This window comes from Polaromonas sp. C04, from assembly GCF_002002705.1.
Classification (GTDB): domain Bacteria; phylum Pseudomonadota; class Gammaproteobacteria; order Burkholderiales; family Burkholderiaceae_C; genus Rhodoferax_A.
On the sequence record NZ_MUNS01000037.1, the window covers coordinates 78,465 to 100,576 of the forward strand.

The 22,112-nt window shown below is 67.0% G+C and carries 17 protein-coding genes; 11 read left to right on the top strand and 6 right to left on the bottom strand.

Annotated features, from left to right (window positions below):
• The first annotated feature begins 4 nt into the window (after positions 1–4).
• The 5 genes from B0E49_RS15025 to B0E49_RS15045 all read left to right on the top strand — a co-directional run bounded on the left by B0E49_RS15025 (position 5) and on the right by B0E49_RS15045 (position 10,533).
• Positions 5–982, top strand: a complete 978-nt coding sequence (locus B0E49_RS15025) for an ROK family protein (RefSeq protein WP_077563052.1) — start codon at positions 5–7, stop codon at positions 980–982.
• A 250-nt stretch (positions 983–1,232) separates the two neighbouring features.
• On the top strand, positions 1,233–2,642 hold the full coding sequence (locus B0E49_RS15030; RefSeq protein ID WP_077563021.1) for an MdtA/MuxA family multidrug efflux RND transporter periplasmic adaptor subunit: 1,410 nt from the start codon (positions 1,233–1,235) through the stop codon (positions 2,640–2,642).
• 9 nt (positions 2,643–2,651) lie between these two features.
• Positions 2,652–5,795: an MdtB/MuxB family multidrug efflux RND transporter permease subunit gene (locus B0E49_RS15035; RefSeq protein WP_077563022.1), complete on the top strand. Its 3,144-nt coding sequence runs from the start codon at positions 2,652–2,654 to the stop codon at positions 5,793–5,795.
• Positions 5,792–9,031, top strand: a complete 3,240-nt coding sequence (locus tag B0E49_RS15040) for an efflux RND transporter permease subunit (RefSeq protein ID WP_077563023.1) — start codon at positions 5,792–5,794, stop codon at positions 9,029–9,031. Before B0E49_RS15035 ends, B0E49_RS15040 begins: the two co-directional genes overlap by 4 nt.
• Positions 9,028–10,533 (top strand): efflux transporter outer membrane subunit, encoded by a 1,506-nt coding sequence (locus tag B0E49_RS15045; RefSeq protein ID WP_077563024.1) that lies wholly within the window; start codon positions 9,028–9,030, stop codon positions 10,531–10,533. Before B0E49_RS15040 ends, B0E49_RS15045 begins: the two co-directional genes overlap by 4 nt.
• Positions 10,534–10,627: 94 nt before the next feature.
• On the opposite strand, the gene B0E49_RS15050 is transcribed toward B0E49_RS15045, so the two are convergent.
• Genes B0E49_RS15050 through B0E49_RS15060 form a run of 3 tightly spaced genes read right to left on the bottom strand, consistent with a single transcriptional unit; the run spans position 10,628 to position 13,599 of the window.
• Positions 10,628–11,899, bottom strand: a complete 1,272-nt coding sequence (locus B0E49_RS15050; protein WP_077563025.1) for a multifunctional CCA addition/repair protein — start codon at positions 11,897–11,899, stop codon at positions 10,628–10,630.
• Between the two features lie 29 nt (positions 11,900–11,928).
• Positions 11,929–12,612 (bottom strand): glutathione S-transferase family protein, encoded by a 684-nt coding sequence (locus tag B0E49_RS15055; RefSeq protein WP_077563026.1) that lies wholly within the window; start codon positions 12,610–12,612, stop codon positions 11,929–11,931.
• A 42-nt stretch (positions 12,613–12,654) separates the two neighbouring features.
• On the bottom strand, positions 12,655–13,599 hold the full coding sequence (locus B0E49_RS15060; protein ID WP_077563027.1) for a complex I NDUFA9 subunit family protein: 945 nt from the start codon (positions 13,597–13,599) through the stop codon (positions 12,655–12,657).
• Positions 13,600–13,710: 111 nt separating this feature from the next.
• Here B0E49_RS15060 and B0E49_RS15065 point away from each other — a divergent pair, with 111 nt between their 5' ends.
• Entirely contained in the window at positions 13,711–13,899 is a 189-nt protein-coding gene (locus B0E49_RS15065; protein ID WP_077563053.1) for a hypothetical protein, read from the top strand.
• 7 nt (positions 13,900–13,906) lie between these two features.
• On the opposite strand, the gene B0E49_RS15070 is transcribed toward B0E49_RS15065, so the two are convergent.
• The gene (locus B0E49_RS15070) at positions 13,907–15,925 is read right to left on the bottom strand and encodes a lytic transglycosylase domain-containing protein (RefSeq protein WP_077563028.1); all 2,019 of its coding nucleotides are present in this window, start codon (positions 15,923–15,925) and stop codon (positions 13,907–13,909) included.
• 9 nt (positions 15,926–15,934) lie between these two features.
• Here B0E49_RS15070 and B0E49_RS15075 point away from each other — a divergent pair, with 9 nt between their 5' ends.
• The gene (locus tag B0E49_RS15075) at positions 15,935–16,507 is read left to right on the top strand and encodes a 5-formyltetrahydrofolate cyclo-ligase (protein WP_077563029.1); all 573 of its coding nucleotides are present in this window, start codon (positions 15,935–15,937) and stop codon (positions 16,505–16,507) included.
• 119 nt (positions 16,508–16,626) lie between these two features.
• Positions 16,627–17,598, top strand: coding sequence for an aldo/keto reductase (locus B0E49_RS15080; RefSeq protein ID WP_077563030.1), 972 nt, complete (start codon positions 16,627–16,629; stop codon positions 17,596–17,598).
• Between the two features lie 27 nt (positions 17,599–17,625).
• On the opposite strand, the gene B0E49_RS15085 is transcribed toward B0E49_RS15080, so the two are convergent.
• Positions 17,626–18,612, bottom strand: coding sequence for a LysR substrate-binding domain-containing protein (locus B0E49_RS15085; RefSeq protein WP_077563031.1), 987 nt, complete (start codon positions 18,610–18,612; stop codon positions 17,626–17,628).
• A gap of 127 nt (positions 18,613–18,739) precedes the next feature.
• Between B0E49_RS15085 and B0E49_RS15090 the strand changes: the two genes are divergently transcribed.
• Both B0E49_RS15090 and B0E49_RS15095 read left to right on the top strand, forming a co-directional pair.
• A complete protein-coding gene (locus tag B0E49_RS15090; RefSeq protein WP_168175065.1) occupies positions 18,740–19,333 on the top strand; it encodes a DUF2917 domain-containing protein in 594 nt (197 codons plus the stop codon).
• A gap of 123 nt (positions 19,334–19,456) precedes the next feature.
• Positions 19,457–20,095, top strand: a complete 639-nt coding sequence (locus tag B0E49_RS15095) for a TetR/AcrR family transcriptional regulator (protein ID WP_077563033.1) — start codon at positions 19,457–19,459, stop codon at positions 20,093–20,095.
• A gap of 4 nt (positions 20,096–20,099) precedes the next feature.
• Here the strand turns inward: B0E49_RS15095 and B0E49_RS15100 are convergent, their stop codons facing one another.
• A complete protein-coding gene (locus tag B0E49_RS15100; RefSeq protein ID WP_077563034.1) occupies positions 20,100–21,011 on the bottom strand; it encodes a LysR family transcriptional regulator in 912 nt (303 codons plus the stop codon).
• A 165-nt stretch (positions 21,012–21,176) separates the two neighbouring features.
• On the opposite strand from B0E49_RS15100, the gene B0E49_RS15105 reads away from it, so the two are divergent.
• The gene (locus B0E49_RS15105) at positions 21,177–22,112 is read left to right on the top strand and encodes a Bug family tripartite tricarboxylate transporter substrate binding protein (protein ID WP_286138042.1); all 936 of its coding nucleotides are present in this window, start codon (positions 21,177–21,179) and stop codon (positions 22,110–22,112) included.

Genomic DNA, 22,112 nt, shown 5'->3' on the forward strand with positions numbered 1-22,112 from the left:
CGACATGACCCCGATCGATTTTGGCGCGCTGCGCGCCGCGCCCGTGGCCTGCGTGGATGTCGGCGGCACCAAGGTGGCTGTCAGCGTGGCGGACCGGCACGGCCTGCGCGGGCGGGTCACGGAACCGACGGCCAAGCAGGGCGCCAACGACGCGCTGGGGCGCCAGGTCGCGCGCCTGATCGGCCAGAGCTGCGCCGCCGCGGGCCTGGCCGCCACCGATCTGGCGGCGCTGGGCGTGTCGTCGACTGGGCCGTTCGTGCTGAACCGCGGGCTGGTCGAGCTGGCCACGCCCAACATCTGCGGCGGCCTGGCCGGCCCCGCGCGCGGCCTGCCCAACGATTGGCAAACGGCGCTGCTGGAAGCGCCGCTGCGCGAGGGTGTTGCCAGCGACACCTGCCTGCTCCGCATCGAGAACGACGGCGTGGCCGCGCTGGAGGCCGAGCGCCGCTGGGGCGCGCTGCAGGGCTTCGATCATTGCGCGTATGTCACCTGGAGCACCGGCATTGGCGTCGGACTGTGCGTGGGCGGCCAGGTGCTGCGCGGCAAGAGCGGCAATGCCGGCCACGCCGGGCACAGTTTCGTGAGCGACAACGAGCAGGCGCTGTGCGGCTGCGGCAACCGCGGCGACGTCGAGGCGCTGGTCGCGGGCAATGCCGTCACACGCCGGTTCGCGGCGCAGGGGTATGCCGACGCCGCTGCACTTTTTATAGCTGCCGGCGCAGGTGACGTAAGGGCTACGGCCATGATTAACGAGATATGCCGGGTGCTGGGACGCATGCTCTACAACCTGGTGGCCACGCTCGACTTGCAGCGCATTGCCATCGGTGGCGGCGTGTTCTGGCCGCACCGCGATTTCTTGCTGCCGCGCCTGCAGGCGCAGCTCACGGGCCGGCTGGCCGCGCTGACCGATGGCGTCGAACTGGTGCCCGCGGGGCTGGGCGACAAGGTTGGCGACTACGCCGCGCTGGCGCTGGTGGCTTGACGGGTGCGCCGTGCGCCGGGCCCGCTGCGGCCCCCTTTGTGAGGCGCTTGTATGAGGCGGGTAAAACAATCGTAAAGCTGCCTGGCTGCGGCGCGAAAACGCCACCTGCGCGCCGGTGGGCGCGGTCCGGTTTGCTACTATCGTTTACGTCATGGCGGTGTCGCCCGGCGTGCCCGCGCGAATCTGGCTGCGCCGGTCCGGCTTTACGGCTCCCTTTTACTGTTCCTGTCTATCGCACATCCTTCGGACCATGAATACACCCTCCAACCTGCCCCCTGACGCCAGCCCCTCCGCCGAGTCTCGCGCCAGTCGCCACGGGCACTGGTGGTCGAACGGCTGGTTTTTGACGCTGCTGGTGCTGGTGCTCGCCGCCGGGGCCTATTACTTCATCTGGAAGCGCCCGGCCAAGGCGGCGGGTGGCGCGCCCGCCGGTGCGGCGTCCGCCCCGGCTCGCGCGGGCGCGGGCGCGGGCGGGAGCCAGCGCTTCAGCGGCGTGAACGGGGTGTCGCCGGTGGGCGTGGCCGTGGCCAGGACGACCGACATCGACGTGTACCTGAGCGGCCTGGGGGCGGTCACGCCGCTGGCCACGGCCGTGGTCAAGAGCCGCGTCGATGGCACCCTGGTGACGCTGAACTTCACCGAAGGGCAGGAAGTCAAGGCCGGCCAGTTGCTGGCCGAACTCGACCCGCGTCCCTACCAGGTGGCCGTGACGCAGGCGGAAGGGCAGCTGGCGCGCGATGTGGCCCTGCTCAATGGCGCCAGGGTGGATCTGCAGCGCTACCGCGTGCTGGTCGAGCAGGACTCGATCCAGTCGCAGCAGCTCGACACCCAGGTTGCGCTGGTCAAACAGTACGAGGGCACGGTCAAGTCCGACCAGGGCAACCTGGACAGCGCGCGCCTGCAGCTGCTGTACTCGAAGGTGACCGCGCCTATCGGTGGGCGCATCGGCCTGCGCCAGGTGGATCTGGGCAACGTGGTGCACGCGAGCGATACCACCGGCATTGCCACCATCACCCAGTTGCGGCCGATCACGGTGGTCTTCTCGTTGCCGGAGGACAGCATTCCCGCCGTCATGAAGCGGTTGCACAGCGGCGCCAAGCCCATGACCGAAGCCTGGGACCGCGACCAGCAGAACAAGCTCGCCACCGGCGCCCTGCTGACGATCGACAACCAGGTCGACAACACCACCGGCACGGTCAAGCTCAAGGCGCAGTTCCCCAACACCGACAACGCGCTGTTCCCGCAGCAGTTCGTGAATGTGCACATGCTGCTCGATGTGTTGCGCGGCGCCACGGCCATCCCCAGCGCGGCCATCCAGCGCAGCGCCACGGGGCTGTACGTGTACGTCGTCAAGGCCGACAACACCGTGACGGTGCGCAGCGTGACCACCGGCCCGGTGCAGGGCGACCTGACCGCGGTCAGCACCGGCATTGCGCCCGGGGAGACCGTGGTGGTCGATGGCATCGACAAGCTGCGCGAAGGCGCCAAGGTCGAGCCGGTGGTGCGCGGCGGGCCCAATGACCCCGCGCTGCAGCAGCCCAAGCCGGGCGCGCGCGGGGCCGGCAAGCGCCGTAGTGCCAGCGCCGCGGCGGGGGCCGCGAGCGCACCGGCGGCCGGCGCGTCGGCACCTGCCGCGCCGGCAGCCAGCGCCGCGCATTAAAAGCTCGTCATGAACCCGTCACGCATCTTTATCCTGCGGCCGGTCGCGACCTCGCTGCTGATGCTGGCCATCTTGCTGGCCGGCATCGTGGCGTTCAGGCAGTTGCCGCTGTCGGCCCTGCCGGAGGTCGACTACCCCACGATCCAGGTCGTCACGCTGTACCCGGGCGCCAGCCCGGACGTGATGACCTCGTCCGTCACGGCGCCGCTGGAGCGCACCTTTGGCCAGATGCCGGGCCTGAACCAGATGTCGTCCACCAGCTCGGGCGGCGCCTCGGTGATCACGCTGCAGTTCAGCCTGGATTTGAGTCTGGACATTGCGGAGCAGGAGGTGCAGGCCGCCATCAACGCCAGCGGCAACCTGCTGCCCGCGGACCTGCCGACGCCGCCCATCTACAACAAGGTGAACCCGGCCGACACGCCGATCCTGACGCTGGCGATCACCTCCAGGACGCTGCCGCTGCCCAAGGTGAGCGACCTGATCGACACGCGGCTGGCGCAAAAGCTCTCGCAGGTGGCGGGCGTCGGTCTGGTGACGCTGTCGGGCGGTCAGCGGCCCGCCGTGCGGATTCAGCTCAATCCGAAGGCCGTGGCCGCGCTCGGGCTCAACCTCGACGATGTGCGCACCGCCATCGGCAATGCCAACGTGAACCAGGCCAAGGGCAACTTCGACGGGCCGACGCGGGCCTCGACCATCGACGCCAACGACCAGCTCAAGTCGGCCGATGAATACAAAAGCCTGATCGTCGCGTACAAGAACGGCGCCGCCATCCGCATCTCCGACATTGCCGATGTGGTGGACTCGGCCGAGAACGTGCGCCTGGCCGCCTGGGCCAACACCACGCCTGCCATCATCATGAACATCCAGCGCCAGCCGGGCGCCAACGTGATCGGTGTGGTGGACAACATCAAGAAGATTCTGCCCGCGCTGCAGGCCACGCTGCCCGGCGCCATCGACGTCAAGGTGCTGACGGACCGGACCACCACCATCCGGGCCTCGGTCAGCGACGTGGAGTTCGAGCTGCTGCTGTCGGTGGCGCTGGTGGTGATGGTGATCTTCGTGTTCCTGCGCAACGTGCCGGCCACCATCATTCCCAGTGTCGCGGTGCCGCTGTCGCTGGTCGGCACCTTCGGCGTCATGTATTTTGCGGGCTTTTCCATCAACAACCTGACCCTGATGGCGCTGACGATTGCCACCGGCTTCGTGGTGGACGATGCGATCGTGATGATCGAGAACATCTCGCGCTACATCGAGGAGGGCATGAAGCCGCTGGAGGCCGCACTCAAAGGCTCGGCGCAGATCGGCTTCACCATCATCTCGCTGACCGTGTCGCTGATCGCGGTGCTGATCCCGCTGCTCTTCATGGGCGATGTGGTCGGGCGGCTGTTCCGCGAGTTCGCCGTGACGTTGGCGGTGGCCATTCTGATCTCGGCGGTGGTGTCGCTGACGCTGACCCCGATGATGTGCGCGCGGCTGCTGCGCCACACGCCGCCCGAAAAACAGGGCTGGTTTTTCCGCAAGAGCGGGGCCTTTTTCGACAACGTCATTGCCCATTACGGGCGGGCGCTCGAATGGGTGCTGGACCGCCAGATGCTGACGCTGCTCGTTGCCTTCGCCACGCTCGTGCTGACGGTGCTGCTCTATGTGTTCGTGCCGAAAGGGTTTTTCCCGGTGCAGGACACCGGGGTGATTCAGGGCATTTCCGAGGCCACGCAATCGGTTTCGTTCGCCACCATGGGCGAGCGCCAGCAGGCGCTGGCCCGCGTGGTGCTGCAGGACCCCGCGGTGCAGAGCCTGTCGTCGTTCATCGGGGTCGACGGTACCAACGTCACGCTCAATAGCGGGCGCCTGCAGATCAACCTCAAGCCCAAGGCGGAGCGCGGCATCAGCGCCAGTGACGTGATCCGGCGCCTGGGGCCCAAGCTCGACGCCGACGTGCCGGGCATCAAGCTGTACATGCAGCCGGTGCAGGATCTGACCATCGAGGACAGCGTGAGCCGCACCCAGTACCAGTTCAGCCTGGAAGACGCGGACCCGGACGAGCTCAGTCTGTGGGTGCCCCGGCTGGTCGCGCGACTGCAGCAAATCCCGCAACTGGCGGACGTGGCCAGCAACCTGCAGGATGAGGGCCTGCAGGCCTATATCGACATCGACCGCGACTCGGCCTCGCGCCTGGGCATCACCACCGCGGCCATCGACAACGCGCTGTACAACGCCTTCGGCCAGCGCATGATTTCCACGATTTACACGCAGTCCAACCAGTACCGCGTGGTGATGGAGGTCAAGCCCGAATTCCAGAAGGGCCCGGCCGCACTGAACGGCATCTACCTGGTCACGGGCAGCGGCGGCCAGATTCCGCTGTCCAGCATCGCGCGCATTTCCGAGAAAACCGCGCCGCTGGTGGTGAACCATCTGAGCCAATTCTCCGCCGCGACGGTCTCGTTCAACCTGGCGGCGGGCGCCTCGCTGGGCGATGCCGTCGATGCGATCAAGGCGGCAGAGGCCGAGATCGGCCTGCCCGTGAGCGTGCAGACCAGCTTCCAGGGCGCCGCGCTGGCGTTCCAGGCCTCGCTCAGCAACACGCTGCTGCTGATCCTGGCCGCCATCATCACGATGTACATCGTGCTCGGGGTGCTGTACGAGAGCTACATCCACCCCGTCACGATCCTGTCCACGCTGCCCTCCGCCGGGGTCGGCGCCCTGCTGGCGCTGATGCTCACGGGCCATGACATCGACATCATCGCGATCATCGGCATCATCCTCCTGATCGGCATCGTCAAGAAGAACGCCATCATGATGATCGACTTCGCGCTGGAGGCCGAGCGGCACGAGGGCAAGTCGCCGCGCGAAGCGATCCACCAGGCCTGCCTGCTGCGTTTCCGCCCCATCCTGATGACGACGATGTCCGCCCTGCTCGGCGCCTTGCCGCTGATGCTCGGCGGCGGCGTCGGCTCGGAGTTGCGCCAGCCGCTGGGCATCACCATGGTCGGCGGCCTGCTGGTGTCGCAGGTGCTGACGCTGTTCACCACGCCGGTGATCTACCTGGCCTTCGACCGTGTGGCGCGGCGCATGAAAAAGCGTTTTGGCAACCCCGATGCGGATCCGGATGCGGCGTCGGCGGCGGACCCGGTGCCCACGCCGGTTCAGCCATGAACATCTCCAGGTCGTTCATCGAGCGCCCGGTGGCGACCACGCTCCTGACGCTGGGCATCGCGCTGGCCGGGCTGGTGGCGTTCCGGCTGCTGCCGGTCTCGCCGCTGCCGCAGGTGGACTTCCCGACCATCTCCGTGTCGGCCTCGCTGCCGGGCGCCAGCCCCGAGACCATGGCCGCCACGGTGGCCACGCCGTTGGAGCGCGCGCTCGGCAGCATTGCCGGCGTCACGGAGATCACCTCGAGCAGCGCGCTGAACTCGACGCGCATCACGCTGCAGTTCGACCTGAGCCGCGACATCGATGGCGCCGCGCGCGACGTGCAGGCGGCGCTGAATGCGGCGCGCACCCTGCTGCCCAGCGGCATGCCGGGCAACCCGACCTACCGCAAGGTGAATCCGGCCGATGCGCCGGTGCTGATCCTGTCGCTGACCTCGGACACGATGACGCAGGGCCAGATGTACGACGCGGCCGACAGCATCCTGGCGCAAAAGCTGGCGCAGGTGGACGGCATCGGCCAGGTCAGTGTGGGCGGCAGCTCGCAGCCGGCGGTGCGCATCGAGCTGAACCCGACCGCGCTCAACAAATACGGTATCGGCACGGCCGACGTGCGCACGGCGGTGGCGGCCACCAACGCGAACCGGCCCAAGGGCATCGTGGAAGACGGCGCGCGCAACTGGCAGATCTATGCCAACGACCAGGCCACGACCGCCGCCGAATACATGCCCCTGATCGTCGCCTACCGCAACGGCGCGCCGGTGCGTGTGCGCGACGTGGCCCAGGTGGTGGATTCGGTGGCCGACCTGCGCAATGCCGGCCAGACGAATGGCAAACCCTCGGTGCTGGTGATCCTGTACCGCCAGCCGGGCGCCAACATCATCGAGACGGTGGACCGGGTGCGCGCGCTGTTGCCGCAGCTGCGCGCCTCGATTCCCGCCGCCATCAACCTCACGGTGTCGGTGGACCGCACGCCCACTATCCGCGCGTCGCTGAAGGACACGGAGCGCACGCTGATGATCTCGATCGCGCTGGTCATCCTGGTGGTGTTCGCCTTTCTGCGTAACTGGCGCGCCACCCTGATTCCCAGCGTGGCGGTGCCGGTGTCGCTGATCGGCACCTTCGGCGCGATGTACCTGATGGGCTTCAGCCTGAACAACCTCTCGCTGATGGCCCTGACGATTGCCACCGGCTTCGTGGTGGACGACGCCATCGTGGTGCTGGAGAACGTCTCGCGCCACATCGAGGACGGCATGAAACCGTTTGCCGCGGCCCTGCAGGGCGCGCGCGAGGTGAGTTTCACGGTGCTGTCGATGAGCCTGTCGCTGATCGCGGTGTTCATTCCGCTGCTGCTCATGGGCGGCATCGTCGGGCGCCTGTTCCGTGAATTCGCCATCACCCTGTCGGTGGCCATCCTGGTGTCGCTGCTGGTGTCGCTGACCACCACGCCGATGATGTGCGCGCGCCTGCTCAAGGCCCGCGGCGCGCAGGCGGCACGCCAGCCCGGGCGCCTGTACCTGCTGAGCGAGCGGTTTTTCAACGGCATGCTGCGCGGCTATGAGCGCTCGCTGGCCTGGGCGCTGCGCTTTGCGCCGCTCATGATGGTCATCCTGCTGGCGACGATTGCGCTGAACGTGTATTTGTATGTGATCGTTCCCAAGGGCTTTTTCCCGCAGCAGGACACCGGCCGGCTGGTGGGCAGCATCCAGGGCGACCAGGCGATTTCGTTCCAGGCCATGAAGCAGAAATTTGCCGAGTTCGTGCAGATCGTCAGGTCCGACAAGGATGTCGATACCGTGGTCGGCTTCACCGGTGGCGGGCGCGTCAACAGCGGCTTTGTTTTCGTCTCGCTCAAACCCCTGGGTGTGCGCAAGGACTCGGCCGACATGGTGATCGCGCGGCTGCGCGGCAAGCTGTCGCACGTGGCCGGTGCCAGCCTGTATTTGCAGGCCGTGCAGGACATTCGCGTGGGGGGCCGGCAAAGCAATGCCCAGTACCAGTACACGCTGCAGGCCGACGACCTGGCCGTGCTGCGCGCCTGGGAGCCCAAGATCACGCTGGCCCTGTCGAATCTGCCAGAACTGGCCGACGTCAGCAGCGACCAGCAGGACCATGGGCTGCAAACCACGCTGACCATCGATCGCGCCACGGCCATGCGCATGGGCGTCACGCCGCAACTGATCGACGCCTCGCTCTACGACCTGTTCGGCCAGCGCCAGATCTCGACCATCTACAACGCGATGAACCAGTACCACGTGGTGATGGAGGCCTCGCCCGAGTACTGGCAGAGCCCGACCACGCTGCAGAAGACCTATGTCAGCGTGCCGCTGTCGCAGGCGAACCTGGCACCGACCTCGTCGGCGCTGCAGACCGCGCCGGCGCTGACGGCGGGCGGCAAGCTGTCGGCCAACACCTCACTGGCGCTGACGCTCTCGACCCAGCCGGAGCCGCAGATTCCGCTGGCCGCCTTCACCACGTATGCGCCCACCAGCACCGCGCTGTCGGTGAACCACCAGGGGCAGTTCACGGCCTCGACGATTTCGTTCAACCTGCCCCCGGGCGTATCGCTGTCGGACGCCAGCAGCGCGATCGACAACGCGATGGCCAGGTTGGGCGTGCCGACCGGCCTGCATGGCAGCTTTCAGGGCACGGCCAACGCCTTCCAGAGTTCTTTGAGCAGCCAGCCCCTGCTGATCCTGACGGCGCTGCTGGCGGTCTATATCGTGCTTGGCGTGCTGTACGAGAGCTATGTGCACCCGCTGACCATTCTCTCGACCCTGCCCTCGGCCGGCGTGGGCGCGCTGCTGGCGCTGCTGCTGACCGGCACCGAGTTCAGCCTGATCGCACTGATCGGCGTGATCCTGTTGATCGGCATCGTGAAGAAAAACGCCATCATGATGATCGACTTCGCGCTGGACGCGGAGCGCCGTTTGGGCATGACGCCGCGCGACGCGATTTTCCAGGCCTGCCGGCTGCGCTTTCGCCCCATCATGATGACCACCATGGCGGCCATGTTCGGCGCCATTCCACTGGCGCTGGGCCATGGCGACGGCGCCGAGCTGCGCCAGCCGCTGGGCATCGCCATCGTCGGCGGCCTGATGGTGAGCCAGTTGCTGACGCTGTACACCACACCCGTGGTGTACCTTTATCTGGACCGTCTCAGCGTGTGGGGCAAGGCGCACTATGCGCGCTGGCGCGCAGGTTCGGGCCGACCTATTTTTGCAGGGCAGGAGAGGCCATGAGCATCCATTCAAACCCCCATACGCCGCTGGCCATGGCGCTCACGGTGGCCGTCTGCACGCTGCTGGGCGCCTGCGCGGTTGGCCCCGATTACGTCAGGCCCGACACCGCCGCCCCGCTCGCCTACAAGGAAAACAGCGGCTGGACCGTGGCCCAGCCCGCCGACACCGCGGATCGCGGCAAGTGGTGGGAAGTGTTTGGTGACGCCCGGCTCAACGCGCTGGTCGAACAGGTGGAGATTTCGAACCAGACCGTGAAGGCGGCCGCCGCGCAGTACGAGCAGGCGCGCGCGCTGGTGGAGTCGGCGCGCGCCGCCTACTTCCCGACCGTTGGCCTGAATGCGGCCGCGACGCGATCGCAGGCGGGCAGCGGTCTGGCCGCGCGCACAACCACTGGCGCCTCCGGCGCTTCCTCCTCCGGTATCAACAACAACGTCTCCCTGTCACTGGGCGCGTCCTGGGAGGCCGACATCTGGGGCAAGGTGCGCCGCGCCACCGAGGCGCAAACCAGCAGCGCCCAGGCCAGCGCCGCCGAACTGGCGGCGGCGCGCCTGAGTGCGCAGGGCCAGCTGGCGCAAAGTTACTTCACGCTGCGCCAGGTGGACGCCCAGATCCAGCTGTATGCCGACACCGTCGCCGCCTACCAGAAATCACTGCAGCTCACCAGGAACCGCTATGTCGGCGGGGTGTCGGCGCAGGCCGATGTGGTGGCGGCCGACACGCAGCTCAAGACCGCGCAGGCCCAGGCCATCAACCTGGGCGTGCAGCGCGCCCAGCTCGAGCATGCGATTGCCCTGCTGGTGGGCCAGCCGGCCTCGACCTTTTCCATCGCCCCCGCGCCGCTGACGACGGCGCCGCCGCCACCGGTGCCCGAGGCCGGCCTGCCCTCGCAACTGCTGGAGCGCCGGCCCGACGTGGCGGCGGCGGAGCGCCAGGTGGCCGCGGCCAACGCCCAGATCGGCGTGGCGAAGGCCGCATATTTTCCGGCCCTGAGCCTGACCGGGTCGGCCGGGTACCAGGGCTCGACCTTTGCCAATCTGCTGAGCCTGCCGAACCGCTTCTGGTCCATCGGCCCGCAACTGGCGGCGACCCTGTTCGACGGTGGCGCGCGCGATGCGCAGAGCCGGCAGGCGCGCGCGGTCTATGACCAGAACGTCGCGCTGTACCGGCAGACCGTGCTCACGGGCTTGCAGGAGGTGGAAGACAATCTGGCGGCCCTGCGCATCCTGGAGCAGCAGGCCGCCGTGCAGGACGCGGCCCTGCAGGCGGCGCGCGAGTCGGTCAAGCTGACCATCAACCAGTACAAGGCCGGTGTCGTCAGCTACCTGAATGTGGTCACCGCGCAAGCCACGGCGTTCGGCACCGAGCGGGATTCGGTGAGTCTGCTGGGCAGCCGCTACGTCGCCAGCGTGCAGCTGATCCAGGCGCTGGGCGGCGGCTGGCATGCCAGCAGTTTGCCGGGCGCCGCCGCCGTGAATGCGGCCAACGATCCGAAGCGGCAATAAGGCCCCCACGCTTGCCATTGCGTGTGCTGCGCTGCCCCCCGAGGGGGCTAATTTTCCTTGGGGCGGCCCGGCGGAAAATTGAGCTGGCGTGGCGTCAAGCGCCGGCCGCAGGCCAGCGGGCCGCGACCGCCGCGACCCGTGCCTGGTGAATCATTTCTCCAATCTTTGGGCCTGTAGCCCCCGTGGACTGTGCACCCTCAGCTATTGAATTCGTAGCGACCTGCTGCGCGGCGGCGAGTGCGCCGAGCAGCCGCTCGCGCTGGGGATAGGCGCTCTCCTGCAGCCCCAGGCGGCCCCGCGCATCGCATTCGCAGGCCAGCAGCACGTCCGCAAATCGCTGCGGTTTGCGAAACGCGTCGCAGCGCTCCAGCAGGCGCACCAGCGCCGCCGCCTGGAAGTCGCCGCTGCGGTGGATGTTGCCGTGTTCGCGCGCCACCACCTCGGCCAGTTCGCGGCATTCGGTGGGCACGCGCAGCCGCGCGCACACGCTCTTGACCAGTTTGACGCTGCGCTCCTCATGGCCGATGTGGCGCGGCAATCCTTCGGCCGGCGTCGTGCCTTTGCCGAGGTCGTGCATCAGGCAGGCGAAACGCACCGGCAGCGAGGCGCCGAGTCGCGCGCTCATGTCGAGCACCAGCATCAGATGGACGCCGGTATCGACCTCCGGGTGATGCTGCGCGGGCTGCGGCACGCCCCAAAGTCGATCCACCTCGGGCAGCAGGACGCGCAGCGCGCCGCACTCGCGCAGCACCTCGAACAGGCGCGAAGGGGTGTTCTCCATCAGGCCGCGAGCCAGTTCCTGCCAGACGCGCTCGGCCACCAGCGCATCGACCTCGCCGTGGCTGACCATGTCCCGCATCAGCCGCATCGTCTCGGGCGCCACATGGAAGTCGGCAAAGCGCGCCGCAAACCGCGCCACGCGCAGGATGCGCACGGGGTCTTCGCGAAAGGCCTCGGTGACGTGGCGAAAGGTCTTGCTGCGCAAGTCCCGCTGCCCGCCGTAAGGGTCGATCAGAGTCTTGGGATTTAGATGAAATGGGCCTGGAGCCGTTACTGCATCTGCACTGACAGCTATTGAATTGATAGTCAGGTCGCGCCGCGCCAGGTCCTGCTCCAGCGTCACGTCCGGCGTGGTGTGGAAGGCAAAGCCGTGGTAGCCGCGCGCGGTCTTGCGCTCGGTGCGTGCCAGCGCGTATTCCTCGTGCGTTTGCGGGTGCAGGAACACGGGGAAGTCGCGGCCCACCGGCAAATAGCCCAGCGCGACCATCGCCTCGGGCGTGGCGCCCACCACGACCCAGTCGCGGTCCTGCACGGATAAGCCCAGCAAGGCATCGCGCACCGCACCGCCAACCATGTAAATCTGCATGCCGGGCAGTTTACCGGCGCGTGGGGACTCTATCTCGAAAGCCGGTAAGGCTCCTCGAAATTGCGGAAGTCCTGCTCGGCCAGCGCGTCGTCGATCCAGGCCTTGATGCCGGGCAGTGCGCGCACGCGCTCCACGTAGGCGCTGATCTCGGCGGGCACCGGCAGCGCGTAGGTCTTGAGCCGCATGCATACCGGCGCGAAATAAGAATCGGCGATCGTGAAATTCCCAAAAAGCAATGGCCCGCCATGCTGCGCGAGCAGTTCGCTCCACATGCTGACGAGGCGCTGCACGTCGGCGCGCACGGCGGGCTTGTCACGCCACACGAGCTGGCCGATGTGCGGCAGCGAAGCCTCGATGTTCATGCCGCAGCTGCCGCGCAGGGCCGCGAAGCCGGAGTGCATCTCGGCGCAGATGCTGCGCGCGCGTGCCCGGGCCCTGGGGTCCTGCGGCCAGAGTTTTTTCTCGGGAAATTTTTCGGCCACATACTCGGCAATCGCCAGCGTGTCCCAGATGGCGAAGTCGCCATCCAGCAGCACCGGCACCTTGCCGGCCGGGGTTACGCCGTCCAGTGTCACCTTGAAGTTCGAGCCCGGATCGAACGAATCGAAGAGCACCTTGACTTCCTGGAACGGGATGCCGGCCTGTTTGAGCAGTACCCAGGGCCGCATGGACCACGAGGAATAATTTTTGTTGCCGATGTAGAGCTTGAGCATGAAAACCTCCAGGGCGACATGTTACTGCCGCGGGCCTGGAGCCTAGAAACGCCCGGCAGTTCTGCGCATGGCCAGCAACTCGTCTTCCAGGCCCTGCGTGTTGAGGTAAGACGGCGCGATGGTGGACAGGGCGGTGGGGGTGATGCCCAGCGCCTGCAGTCCGGGGAGCCGTCCGCTGGCGATGTTGTCCACCTTCATCGCGTCGAGGTTGTCGCGGCTGATCAGCGGCTCGCCCGGGGCCATCTCCATCAGCAGGGCCTGCAGGCGGCCCAGTGCCATCGGCAGCGGGATGATCGGGCGCTCAAAGCCGCTGTAGCGCCCCGCCAGTTGCACCAGTTCTTTCAAGGTCAGCACCTGCGGCCCGCAGGCCTCGTAAGTCTCGCCGATGCGCCGGCGCTCCTGCAGGCTGGTCACCACGGCCGCAGCGACATCTTCGACCCACACGGGCTGGAATTTCGCGGCACTGCCGGCCAGCGGCAGCACCGGAAACACGCGCTGGAGCCTGGCAAACAGGTTCAGGAATTTGTCCTCGGGGCCAAAGATCACGCTGGGGCGCAGCACCGTCAGATCCAGATCGGCCGCGCGCAGCACCTCTTCGCCGCGCGCCTTGCTGCGCTGGTACATGGACGGCGCGTCGTTGCCGGCGCCCAGCGCGCTGACGTGCACCACGCGGCGCACGCCCGTGGCCGCACAGGCGCGCGCCAGTTTTTGCGGCAGCTGGACGTGCATCTTGTCAAATGCAGCTTCGTTGCCGTGCAGGATGCCGACCAGATTCACCACGGCATCGTGTCCTGCCACGAGGCGGGTTAATGCGGCCTCGTCGTGCACATCGGCTTCGAACAGGTCCAGCAGCGGCAGCATCCACAGGTGCTTGGCGCCTGCGAGGCGCCGCGTGGGAACGGTGCTGCGCCACGCCAGGCGCGTCAGTTTCTCGCACAGGTGGCTGCCCACAAAGCCGGTGCCGCCGAGGATGAGTATTTTGTTCATGAGGGTCGATTCTGCTTGAGTCCTGTGGGTGTCCCGACAATCTGACGCATTGGCGCGTGTTCCTGCCCCGATAATTGAAGCATTCGAATGATAGAAGACAAGGACTATTTCATGCGCCAACTCAGCGCCGCCTGCCGGCTGTCGATTTTTTGCGTCGTCGCGCTGTGCAGCGGCTGTGCCGTGGTGGCGGTGGGCGACGCCGTAGTGGCGGTCGGCAGTGCCGTGGTCACCACCGGTGCGGTGATCGTCGGCACCGGCGTCAGGGCCACGGGCGCCGTGGTGAATGCGGTGATCCCGTAAATCCGTTTCAGGGCAAATCCTTGCCCGGGTCCGGCACGCTGGCATCGCGCGGCCCCACCGTGCCCAGCCGGGCCTTCAATGACTGGGGCTGGCCGCTCAGGATGGCCGCGTAATCGGTGGTGTTGGCCAGCACTTTCTTGACGTAGTCGCGGGTTTCGGCAAACGGCACGTTTTCGGCCCAGATGGCCGCATCCAGCACCGGGCCGTTGCGCCAGCTGCGCGGGCGCCCCGGACCGGCGTTGTAGGCGGCGGCGGCCAGCGCCATGGAGCCGTCGAAGTCGTCCAGGATCAGCTTGAGGTAGCCGGTGCCGATCGCGATGTTGGTGTCGCGGTTGGAAATCTGGTCGGGGGTGAAGTCCACCAGGCCGATCTTGCGGGCCGTCCAGCGCGCCGTCGCAGGCATGACCTGCATCAGGCCCGAGGCGCCCACGCCCGACTGTGCATCGATGATGAAGCGGCTTTCCTGGCGGATCAGGCCGTACACATAGGCCGGGTCGAGGCCGATCTCGCGCGTGCGCTTGATGACTGCCTGCTCGTGCGGCATGGGAAAGCGCTGGTCGAAGTCCATGAACGATTTGGTGCGCTCGCTGGTGTTGATGCAGCGGTCCCAGATTTCGCGCTGGCAGGCCAGGTCGGCGGCGGCCAGCAGTTCGCGGTCGCTCATGCCGCCGGCCGTGTGCAGGTTGGTGGCGTAGTTCCATTCGCGCACGCCTTCGCTGCGCAGCCCGAGCCCGATCGCGTACAGGGCCCGGTTCAGGCCCGGGTCTGCCAGCGCCGCCTGCTTTTCCTGCGCCGTCAGCGGCGCGGGCCGGGGCGGCACGGTGACGCGCTGGCCCAGATCTTCCAGCGCCAGTTGTTCATAGAAACCGCTGGGACCCGCGATGCCCTGCAGCAGCGCGTTGGCTTCCAGGCGCCGCGGCGACGCGGGGTCGGCGCGCTGGGCCCCGTTCAGGGTGGCCAGCAGCGCGCGTGCCTTCCAGTAAACCCAGGTGGGAGTCCTGCGCGCGTCCTCGCTCATGGCCTTGATCGTCGTCAGCACGGTGGGCCAGTTGCCGGCGCGCAGCGCGGCGCGGGCCCTCCATTCCAGCATGACGTCGGTCAGGTCGCTGTCCCGGCTGACGCGCCCGTAGTAGTTCAGCGCATCGCCGCTCAAGCGCGTCGCCGCCTGCTGGCCGATGACGCCCCAGACCCAGTTGCGCTCTTCGCTGGTGAGCTGCGGGCTCCATTTGCCATCGAGCTGGGTCGCGGCGGCATCCGGGTCATTGGCGGCCATCCGGATCAGGGCCAGCACCACCAGCTGCTTGCTCACGCGCGACATCGCGACGGCTTTGCCGGCGAGAAATTTCGCCGGGCTGTTGCCGAGGTCGGAGACCAGGTTCAAAGCCTCGGGGGCGACGATCTCCACCGCGTTGCGCGCCACCGTCAGGCGATTCGCGGCCATCGCTAGCCGTGCCTTGCGCCACGCTTCCAGCGCGGGCATTTTTTGGGCGGCGATCAGGGCGCCCGCCGCGAGCGTGCAGCCGTCATCGGCCTTGTGCAGTGCAAACCAGTTTTTGCGCACCTGATCGGCCAGGGTGGGCGAGGGCGTGGCGCTGGTCAGCTGCTCGATGTGCAGCGCATAGCATTGCACTTCGCGGTCGTCGCGCATGCGGAATTTGGGATATTCGGCGGCAAACCCCTCCCAGTCGCGGCGCTGGCCCAGCAGCAGCAGCCAGTCGTTGCGCAGCCGGTCTTCCTGGTAGGTGCCGGCGTAGCGCCTGAGGAAATCCTGCACCTCCTGCGCGCTCGCGTCATCCAGCCGCGCCTTCAGCTCCCAGTAGGCGGCCCAGGCTTCGAGCGGGTTGCCCCGGGCCAGCGGCAGCAGCGCCGTGAGTGCGGCCTTGTCACCCCTTTTGAAGGCCTGGCTCATTTGCAGCAGGGCGTCGTCGCTGCCGGGCTGGGCCTGTGCGGACGGTAGCGCCGCGAACAGGATGCCGGCGATCAGGGTGGCGGAGAGAGACGGTGTCAAAATCTTGTTGATCTTCATGGGGGAATTATGGACAAGTTAGCGGTGCGACGGGCATTGATCGAAGAACGGCTGAACATGCCCGACCGCGCGCAGCGCGCGGATTTGCTCCAGCGCGTCATGCGGATCTGGCTGGTGGGGCGGCCCGACACGGTGATTGGCGCCTACTGGCCGATCAAGGGCGAGTTCGATCCGCTGCCGGCGCTGCACCGCTGGAAGGAGGATGGCGAGCTGCAGGGCGGCCCTGACATGAAACGCATCGGACTGCCAGTGGTGGACAAGCTTCACAAGACCCTGACTTTTCACGCCTGGTACCCGGGCTGCCCGATGCAGGAGGACGCCTACGATATCCCCAAGCCCAAGGACACCGAGGTGGTGGTGCCCACGCTGCTGTTCGTGCCCTGCCTGGGCTACGGGCCGGGCGGCTACCGGCTGGGCTATGGCGGGGGCTTCTATGACCGCACGCTGGCCGCCCTGCGGCCCCGGCCGGTCACCGTCGGGCTGGGCTTTACGCACGGGTTCATAGAAGACTTCGAGCCCGAGGCGCACGACGTGCCGCTCGACGCGATCCTCAACGACAACGGCGTGGTGTGGCCCGTTTAACAAGCCCCCACGCTTGTCGCTTCGGCCCGGCCCTTCGCTGCGTTCGCCCCCACGCCTGGGTGATTGGGCGTAAAGTTTGAAGTTCCGTTTTTGTACATGAACCCCGCAAGGAGCAGCGCATGAACAAGCGATCCCTGGGCCGATCCGGCCTGCAAGTCTCACCACTGGCTTTCGGCGGCAACGTGTTCGGCTGGACCGTTGACGAAGCCACCTCGTTCTCCCTGCTGGACGCCTGGGTGGATGCCGGCTTCAACTTCATCGACACCGCCGACGTGTATTCGCGCTGGGTGCCCGGGCACACGGGCGGTGAATCCGAAACCATCCTGGGCAAGTGGTTCAAGCGCAGCGGCAAGCGCAGCCAGGTGGTGCTGGCGACCAAGGTCGGCATGGAGATGGGACCGGGCCGCAAGGGGCTGGCACCGGCCTACATCCGGGGCGCGCTGGAAGATTCGCTGCGCCGGCTGCAGACCGACTACATCGACCTGTACCAGTCCCACGACGACGATGCCGACACGCCGCTGGCGCAGACGCTGGCAACCTACGGCAAGCTGATCGATGAGGGCAAGGTGCGCGCCATCGGTGCGTCCAACTACAGCGCCGCCCGGCTGGCGCAGGCGCTGGAGGTGAGCCGGCAGGAGGGACTGCCGCGCTACGAGAGTCTGCAGCCGCTGTACAACCTGTACGACCGCGCCGCGTATGAGGACACGCTGGAGCCGCTGTGCGTCCAGCAGGGCGTGGGTGTCATCAACTTCTATGCGCTGGCCAGCGGCTTTCTGACCGGCAAATACCGCTCCAGCGCCGATCTGGGCAAGAGTCCGCGCGGCAAGGGCGCCGCCAAGTACCTGACCGCGCGCGGCCTGCGCATCCTGGCCGCGCTGGACGACGTGGCGGCGCGCTACAGCGCCACGCCGGCGCGGGTGGCGCTGGCCTGGGAGCTGGCCCGCCCCAGCATCACGGCGCCGATCGTCAGTGCCACGTCGCTCGCCCAATTGGCGGAACTGGTGGCGGCCACGCAACTGACACTGGATGCCGCCGCCATCGAGCAACTGAACCAGGCGAGCCGGCCGCAAGCACCAACCCCGGCCGGTTGAACGGGCCGTGCGCCCTGGCGCGGCTCTTCAATCGGGCTGGTCGAGCGTGTCCGGATCCGGCCCATCGCCAACGGCCTTGCGCGTTTGTGCCGCCTGCAGTGAAATCCATTCGCAAAACGCCCGGATTTCGGGCCGCAGCGCACTGCGCGGGCCGACCAGCATCCAGTACGCCATGGGCGATTCGAGCCGCATGCCGGGCAGGATTTCCACCAAGTCGCCGCTGGCCAGGCTGTCGGCCACCAGCGGCATGCGCGCCAGCGCCACGCCCTGGCCCGTGAGAGCGGCCTGCGCGATCTGGTTGGCGTAGTTGAAGTACAGCCAGCGCTTGGGCTCGAGCTTGCTGAAGTGGTGGGTGTCGAACCAGCGCCGCCAAGTCAGCCACTCCAGGTGCTGGGTGCGGTGCGCATCGCCCGCCTCGATCAGCGCGAAATGCGCCAGATCCTCGCCGCGCGCGAGTACATGCCCGCTCTTGAGCAGCCAGGGGCTCGCTACCGGCGTGAGCTGCTCGCCGAACATGCGGATGGCGCTCGCCGGCACGTTGGCGGGCACGGCGTAGCGCAGCGCGATGTCGACATCGGTGGTCTCCATGTCCACCGCGTGGTCGCTCGCGTCGATGCGGATGTCGATGTCGGGATACTCGCTCTGGAAGGCTTCCAGCCGCGGGATCAGCCACATGGACGCGAACGAGGCCCAGGTGGTGATGGCCACGCTCTTGCGCCCGGCGCTGCGGCGAATCAGCCGCACCGCGCTGTCGATGCGCTCCAGCGATGGCAGCACCGAGCGCAGCAGCTGCGCGCCCGCGCTGGTGAGCTCCACTGCGCGGGTGTGGCGCAGGAACAGGCTGACGCCCACTTCTTCTTCCAGCGACTGGATCTGCCGGCTCACGGCCGATTGCGTGAGCGCCAGTTCCTCCGCCGCGGCGCGGAAATTGAGGTGCCTGGCAACCGCCTCCAGCGCGCGCAAATGCCCCACCGAGAGGGGCCGCGAGCGCAGGTGGGTGGGTGAAGATTGCATGGGGTTGAAGGAGGGTGGAAGTGTCGATTGATGCGAATCCAGTATGAATAGCGTACCGCGTTTTCATTGGACTGCCAAGGCATTGGCGACCATCATTCATTCCTGATTAGCTGATATGGAGAACGCCATGACCTCGCAAAATGTTCTGCAATTGCAACAACCCACGCCCGGCGCTGCGCTGCCCGGCTGCTGGAAGCTGGACGCGGGCCGGGCCGTGACCCTGCGGCCGCGCGAGGCGGGTGTATTCCGCGTGGCGCAGGGCCAGGTCTGGGCTACTTTGCAAGGCCCACACCGCGGCCCCGCCAACGACCTGGGCGACCGTTTTCTGAGTCCCGGCGAGTCGCTGGCCTTGTGGGCGGGACAGCGCCTGGTGCTCGAACCCTGGGACGCCGCCAGCAGTGCGCCGGCCTGGTTCAGCTGGGATCCGCAGCCTGCCGCCGCGCCGAATCCGCGGCGTGCGGCGCGCGGATGGGGTGTTGCCGTGGGTCAGCCCCTGGCTGATTTGCGCCTGGCGCTTTGCAGCGTGGCCCGGGCGCTGGGTGGCGCGGCGGGCGCGGTAGTCCGCCTGGGCGCGGGTTTAGCCGGCTTCGCTATCGATTTGCTAGCTGACCGTGTCCGCCCTGCATGGGCTGAACGCGCTTTCAGCGCCGATTCCAGGGCCAGCCGGGCCCACGGCGCCATGAACTGCGCCGACTCCATCGCATCCACCGGCGCGCTGTAGCAGTTCATGCTTTTGGGCCCGCCGCGGGCCAGGTAGGTGAAGCGCTCGCAGCAGTAATCGGCAAAGTCGCGAGTGGGGGCGGGCAGGGTCTGCACCATACCTCCGCACTGGCAAAATGCCAGCATGGCCCGCCCCAAATCTGCCTCTCACGAACTCAAGCGTGACGAAATCCTCGATATTGCCGCACAGTGTTTTGCCGATCGCAGCTACCCGGCCGCCAGCATGAACGATATTGCCGCTGCCCTTGGCACCTCGAAGGCGCGCCTCTACCACTACTACAGCAGCAAGGAAGCCATCCTGTTTGACCTGCTGGACCGCTACACCCAGCGCCTGCTGGCCCTCATCGGCCAGGTCGAGGCGACGGCGCAGCGCCGCAGCCTGGATGACCGCGCCGCGCTGCACGAGTTGGTCCGCAATTTCCTGCAGGAGTACGAAACCTCGGCCACGCGCCACGTGGCGCTGCTGCACGACACCAAGTTTCTGGCCGCAGAGGCCGACGCAAAGCCGGGTCAGGTGCCGGCGCTGTCGCAGCGTGAGCTGATCCTGAACCGCCAGCGCGATGTGGTCTCTGCCGTCACGCGCTTCCTGCGCCGCGCCTATCCGCAGCGCGTGAACGCCGCGAACCAGACCGCCCTAGCCATGATGCTGTTCGGCATGATCAACTGGACCTTCACCTGGCTGCGCCCCGGCGGGGCCATGAGCTATGCCGCGTTTGCCGAGCAGGTGATCGGCGTGCTCGAACATGGGCTCGCGGCGGGCTGAGAGATCAGGACGACTTCGCCTTCAAGGCACTGCGCAGGGTTGCGAGAAAGCGGATGCTGGCGGTCGACAACGAACGCCCGCGCTTGATAACCACCGAAATGTCGCGCGACACGCGCGGTGTCGAAATCGGTCGGATGACCAGCGATGCGTTGTTCGACGCGCGCGCGAAGGCCGAGGGCATGATCGAGGCGCCCATGCCGCTGGCCGTCATCCACAACGCGGTCGACATGAATGACACCTCGTTGACAACGTTCAGGACTACGCCTGCGGTGGCTGCCGTGCCGTCGATCAGCGGCCTGACGCCATAGCCGGTACGCATGGTCACGATCGGGTGGCCTGCAAGGTCGATCCAACGAACACGGGGTGTGCGGGCCAGCGGATGGTTGGCCAGGCACACCAGCGCGAGGTGATCACGCAGGAGCGTCTGCGTGTCTACCTCGGCGCCGGGGTGCTCGGGGGTGCCAATGCCGAAATCGACGTGCTCACCCATGATCCGCGAGATGAACTGGTCGGGCGCGCAGTCGTCCACGACCACGCGCACCTGCGGGTAGGCTGCCTCGAACGCGCAGATGGCATCCGGCAGCAGGAAGGACGCCAGCGTGGGCGTCGTGGCGAAGCAGACGCGGCCACGTTCCAGCGTCGACAGCGTGCGAAAGCTGGACGATAGTGCGTCCACGTCGCGCAGGATGCGTTCGGCCGTCGCAAGCATTTCGTTTGCCGCCGCAGTCGGCTGCAGCGATCGGGTGGTGCGATCGAACAGGCGCGCGCCCAGCCCCTCTTCGAGTTGCCGGATCAGCATGCTGACGGCCGACTGGGTCACGAAGAGCTTCTCGGCGGCGGCGCCAAGCTTGCGAAGCCGGTGAACCTGCACGAAGGCGCGCAACTGCCGGATGGTAGGGGCAAAGTTTTTATTCATCAGATAACATGATATTTGATCAACTATTTCTTGATTTACGAATGAATTGCGCTGATGTCAAATGGTGATTGGAGATAACTACATGGACCGACATTAATGAAGAATTTCACCCGCCTCCTGAGCCCCATCGCCTTTGCCGCGTTTACTGGACTGGCCGCACTGGCCTTGCCCAGCGCCGCGCAAAATGCCGGCGGCGGCTTCCCGAACAAGCCGATCCAGGTGGTCGTCACTTTCCCGCCCGGCGGCAGCTCTGACGCCGTGTTTCGCATGATCGTGCCGCGCCTGAACGAGAAGCTGGGGCAACCTGTCATAGTGGATAATCGGCCGGGTGCCGGCGGAAATGTGGGCCTCGCGCTGGTGGCCAGGGCGCCGGCCGACGGCTACACGCTGGGGCTGGGTGCTGCGGGCGCACTGTCGGCCAACGTCAGCCTCTATCCGCAGATGCCGTTCGACGCCATGAAGGACTTCAAGCCGGTCGCAATGCTCGCGGCGATCCCGTTCGTGATTGTCGGTAATCCATCGATGAAAGCAAAAGCGGATACGCTGCGCGAACTCATCGCACTGGCCAAGGCCGAGCCGGACAAGCTGTCGGTCGGTTATGGTGGCAACGGCACAGCGATGCACCTGTCTGCGGCGTTGTTCGCCCAGATGGCGAACATCCAACTGAACGAGGTGCCGTACCGTGGCAGCGGACCGGTTGCGCTCGACGTGATGGGCGGCCAGTTGTCACTGGGCGTGGTCGACCTGCCGTCGGCGCTGCAACAGATCAAGGCTGGCAAGCTGATTGCCTATGCTGTGACCAGTGCGCGGCGACTGCCCATGCTGGCGGACGTACCTACCGTGGCCGAGGCAGGACTGCCCGGATACGATTCGACCGGCTGGTTCGGCATTGTGGCGCCAGCCGGAACGCCCGAGCCGATCGTCGCGCGACTGAATGCCGAAATCAACGCCGCATTGACCGACGAGACCATCAAGACGAAATTGCGGAATATGGGTGTCGAGCCCGAGCCGGGCACGTCCGCAGCCTTTGGTGTCTACATTCGTTCCGAAACCGCGAAATGGGCCAATGTGATCCGGATTGCCCGTATCAAACTGGGGTGA

Bases quoted from the DNA above. Each gene is read 5' to 3' on its own strand.
- B0E49_RS15025 (WP_077563052.1), top strand. From the start codon at position 5: ATGACCCCGATCGATTTTGGCGCGCTGCGCGCCGCGCCCGTGGCCTGC.
- B0E49_RS15030 (WP_077563021.1), top strand. From the start codon at position 1,233: ATGAATACACCCTCCAACCTGCCCCCTGACGCCAGCCCCTCCGCCGAG.
- B0E49_RS15035 (WP_077563022.1), top strand. From the start codon at position 2,652: ATGAACCCGTCACGCATCTTTATCCTGCGGCCGGTCGCGACCTCGCTG.
- B0E49_RS15040 (WP_077563023.1), top strand. From the start codon at position 5,792: ATGAACATCTCCAGGTCGTTCATCGAGCGCCCGGTGGCGACCACGCTC.
- B0E49_RS15045 (WP_077563024.1), top strand. From the start codon at position 9,028: ATGAGCATCCATTCAAACCCCCATACGCCGCTGGCCATGGCGCTCACG.
- B0E49_RS15050 (WP_077563025.1), bottom strand. From the start codon at position 11,899: ATGCAGATTTACATGGTTGGCGGTGCGGTGCGCGATGCCTTGCTGGGC.
- B0E49_RS15055 (WP_077563026.1), bottom strand. From the start codon at position 12,612: ATGCTCAAGCTCTACATCGGCAACAAAAATTATTCCTCGTGGTCCATG.
- B0E49_RS15060 (WP_077563027.1), bottom strand. From the start codon at position 13,599: ATGAACAAAATACTCATCCTCGGCGGCACCGGCTTTGTGGGCAGCCAC.
- B0E49_RS15065 (WP_077563053.1), top strand. From the start codon at position 13,711: ATGCGCCAACTCAGCGCCGCCTGCCGGCTGTCGATTTTTTGCGTCGTC.
- B0E49_RS15070 (WP_077563028.1), bottom strand. From the start codon at position 15,925: ATGAAGATCAACAAGATTTTGACACCGTCTCTCTCCGCCACCCTGATC.
- B0E49_RS15075 (WP_077563029.1), top strand. From the start codon at position 15,935: ATGGACAAGTTAGCGGTGCGACGGGCATTGATCGAAGAACGGCTGAAC.
- B0E49_RS15080 (WP_077563030.1), top strand. From the start codon at position 16,627: ATGAACAAGCGATCCCTGGGCCGATCCGGCCTGCAAGTCTCACCACTG.
- B0E49_RS15085 (WP_077563031.1), bottom strand. From the start codon at position 18,612: ATGCAATCTTCACCCACCCACCTGCGCTCGCGGCCCCTCTCGGTGGGG.
- B0E49_RS15090 (WP_168175065.1), top strand. From the start codon at position 18,740: ATGACCTCGCAAAATGTTCTGCAATTGCAACAACCCACGCCCGGCGCT.
- B0E49_RS15095 (WP_077563033.1), top strand. From the start codon at position 19,457: ATGGCCCGCCCCAAATCTGCCTCTCACGAACTCAAGCGTGACGAAATC.
- B0E49_RS15100 (WP_077563034.1), bottom strand. From the start codon at position 21,011: ATGAATAAAAACTTTGCCCCTACCATCCGGCAGTTGCGCGCCTTCGTG.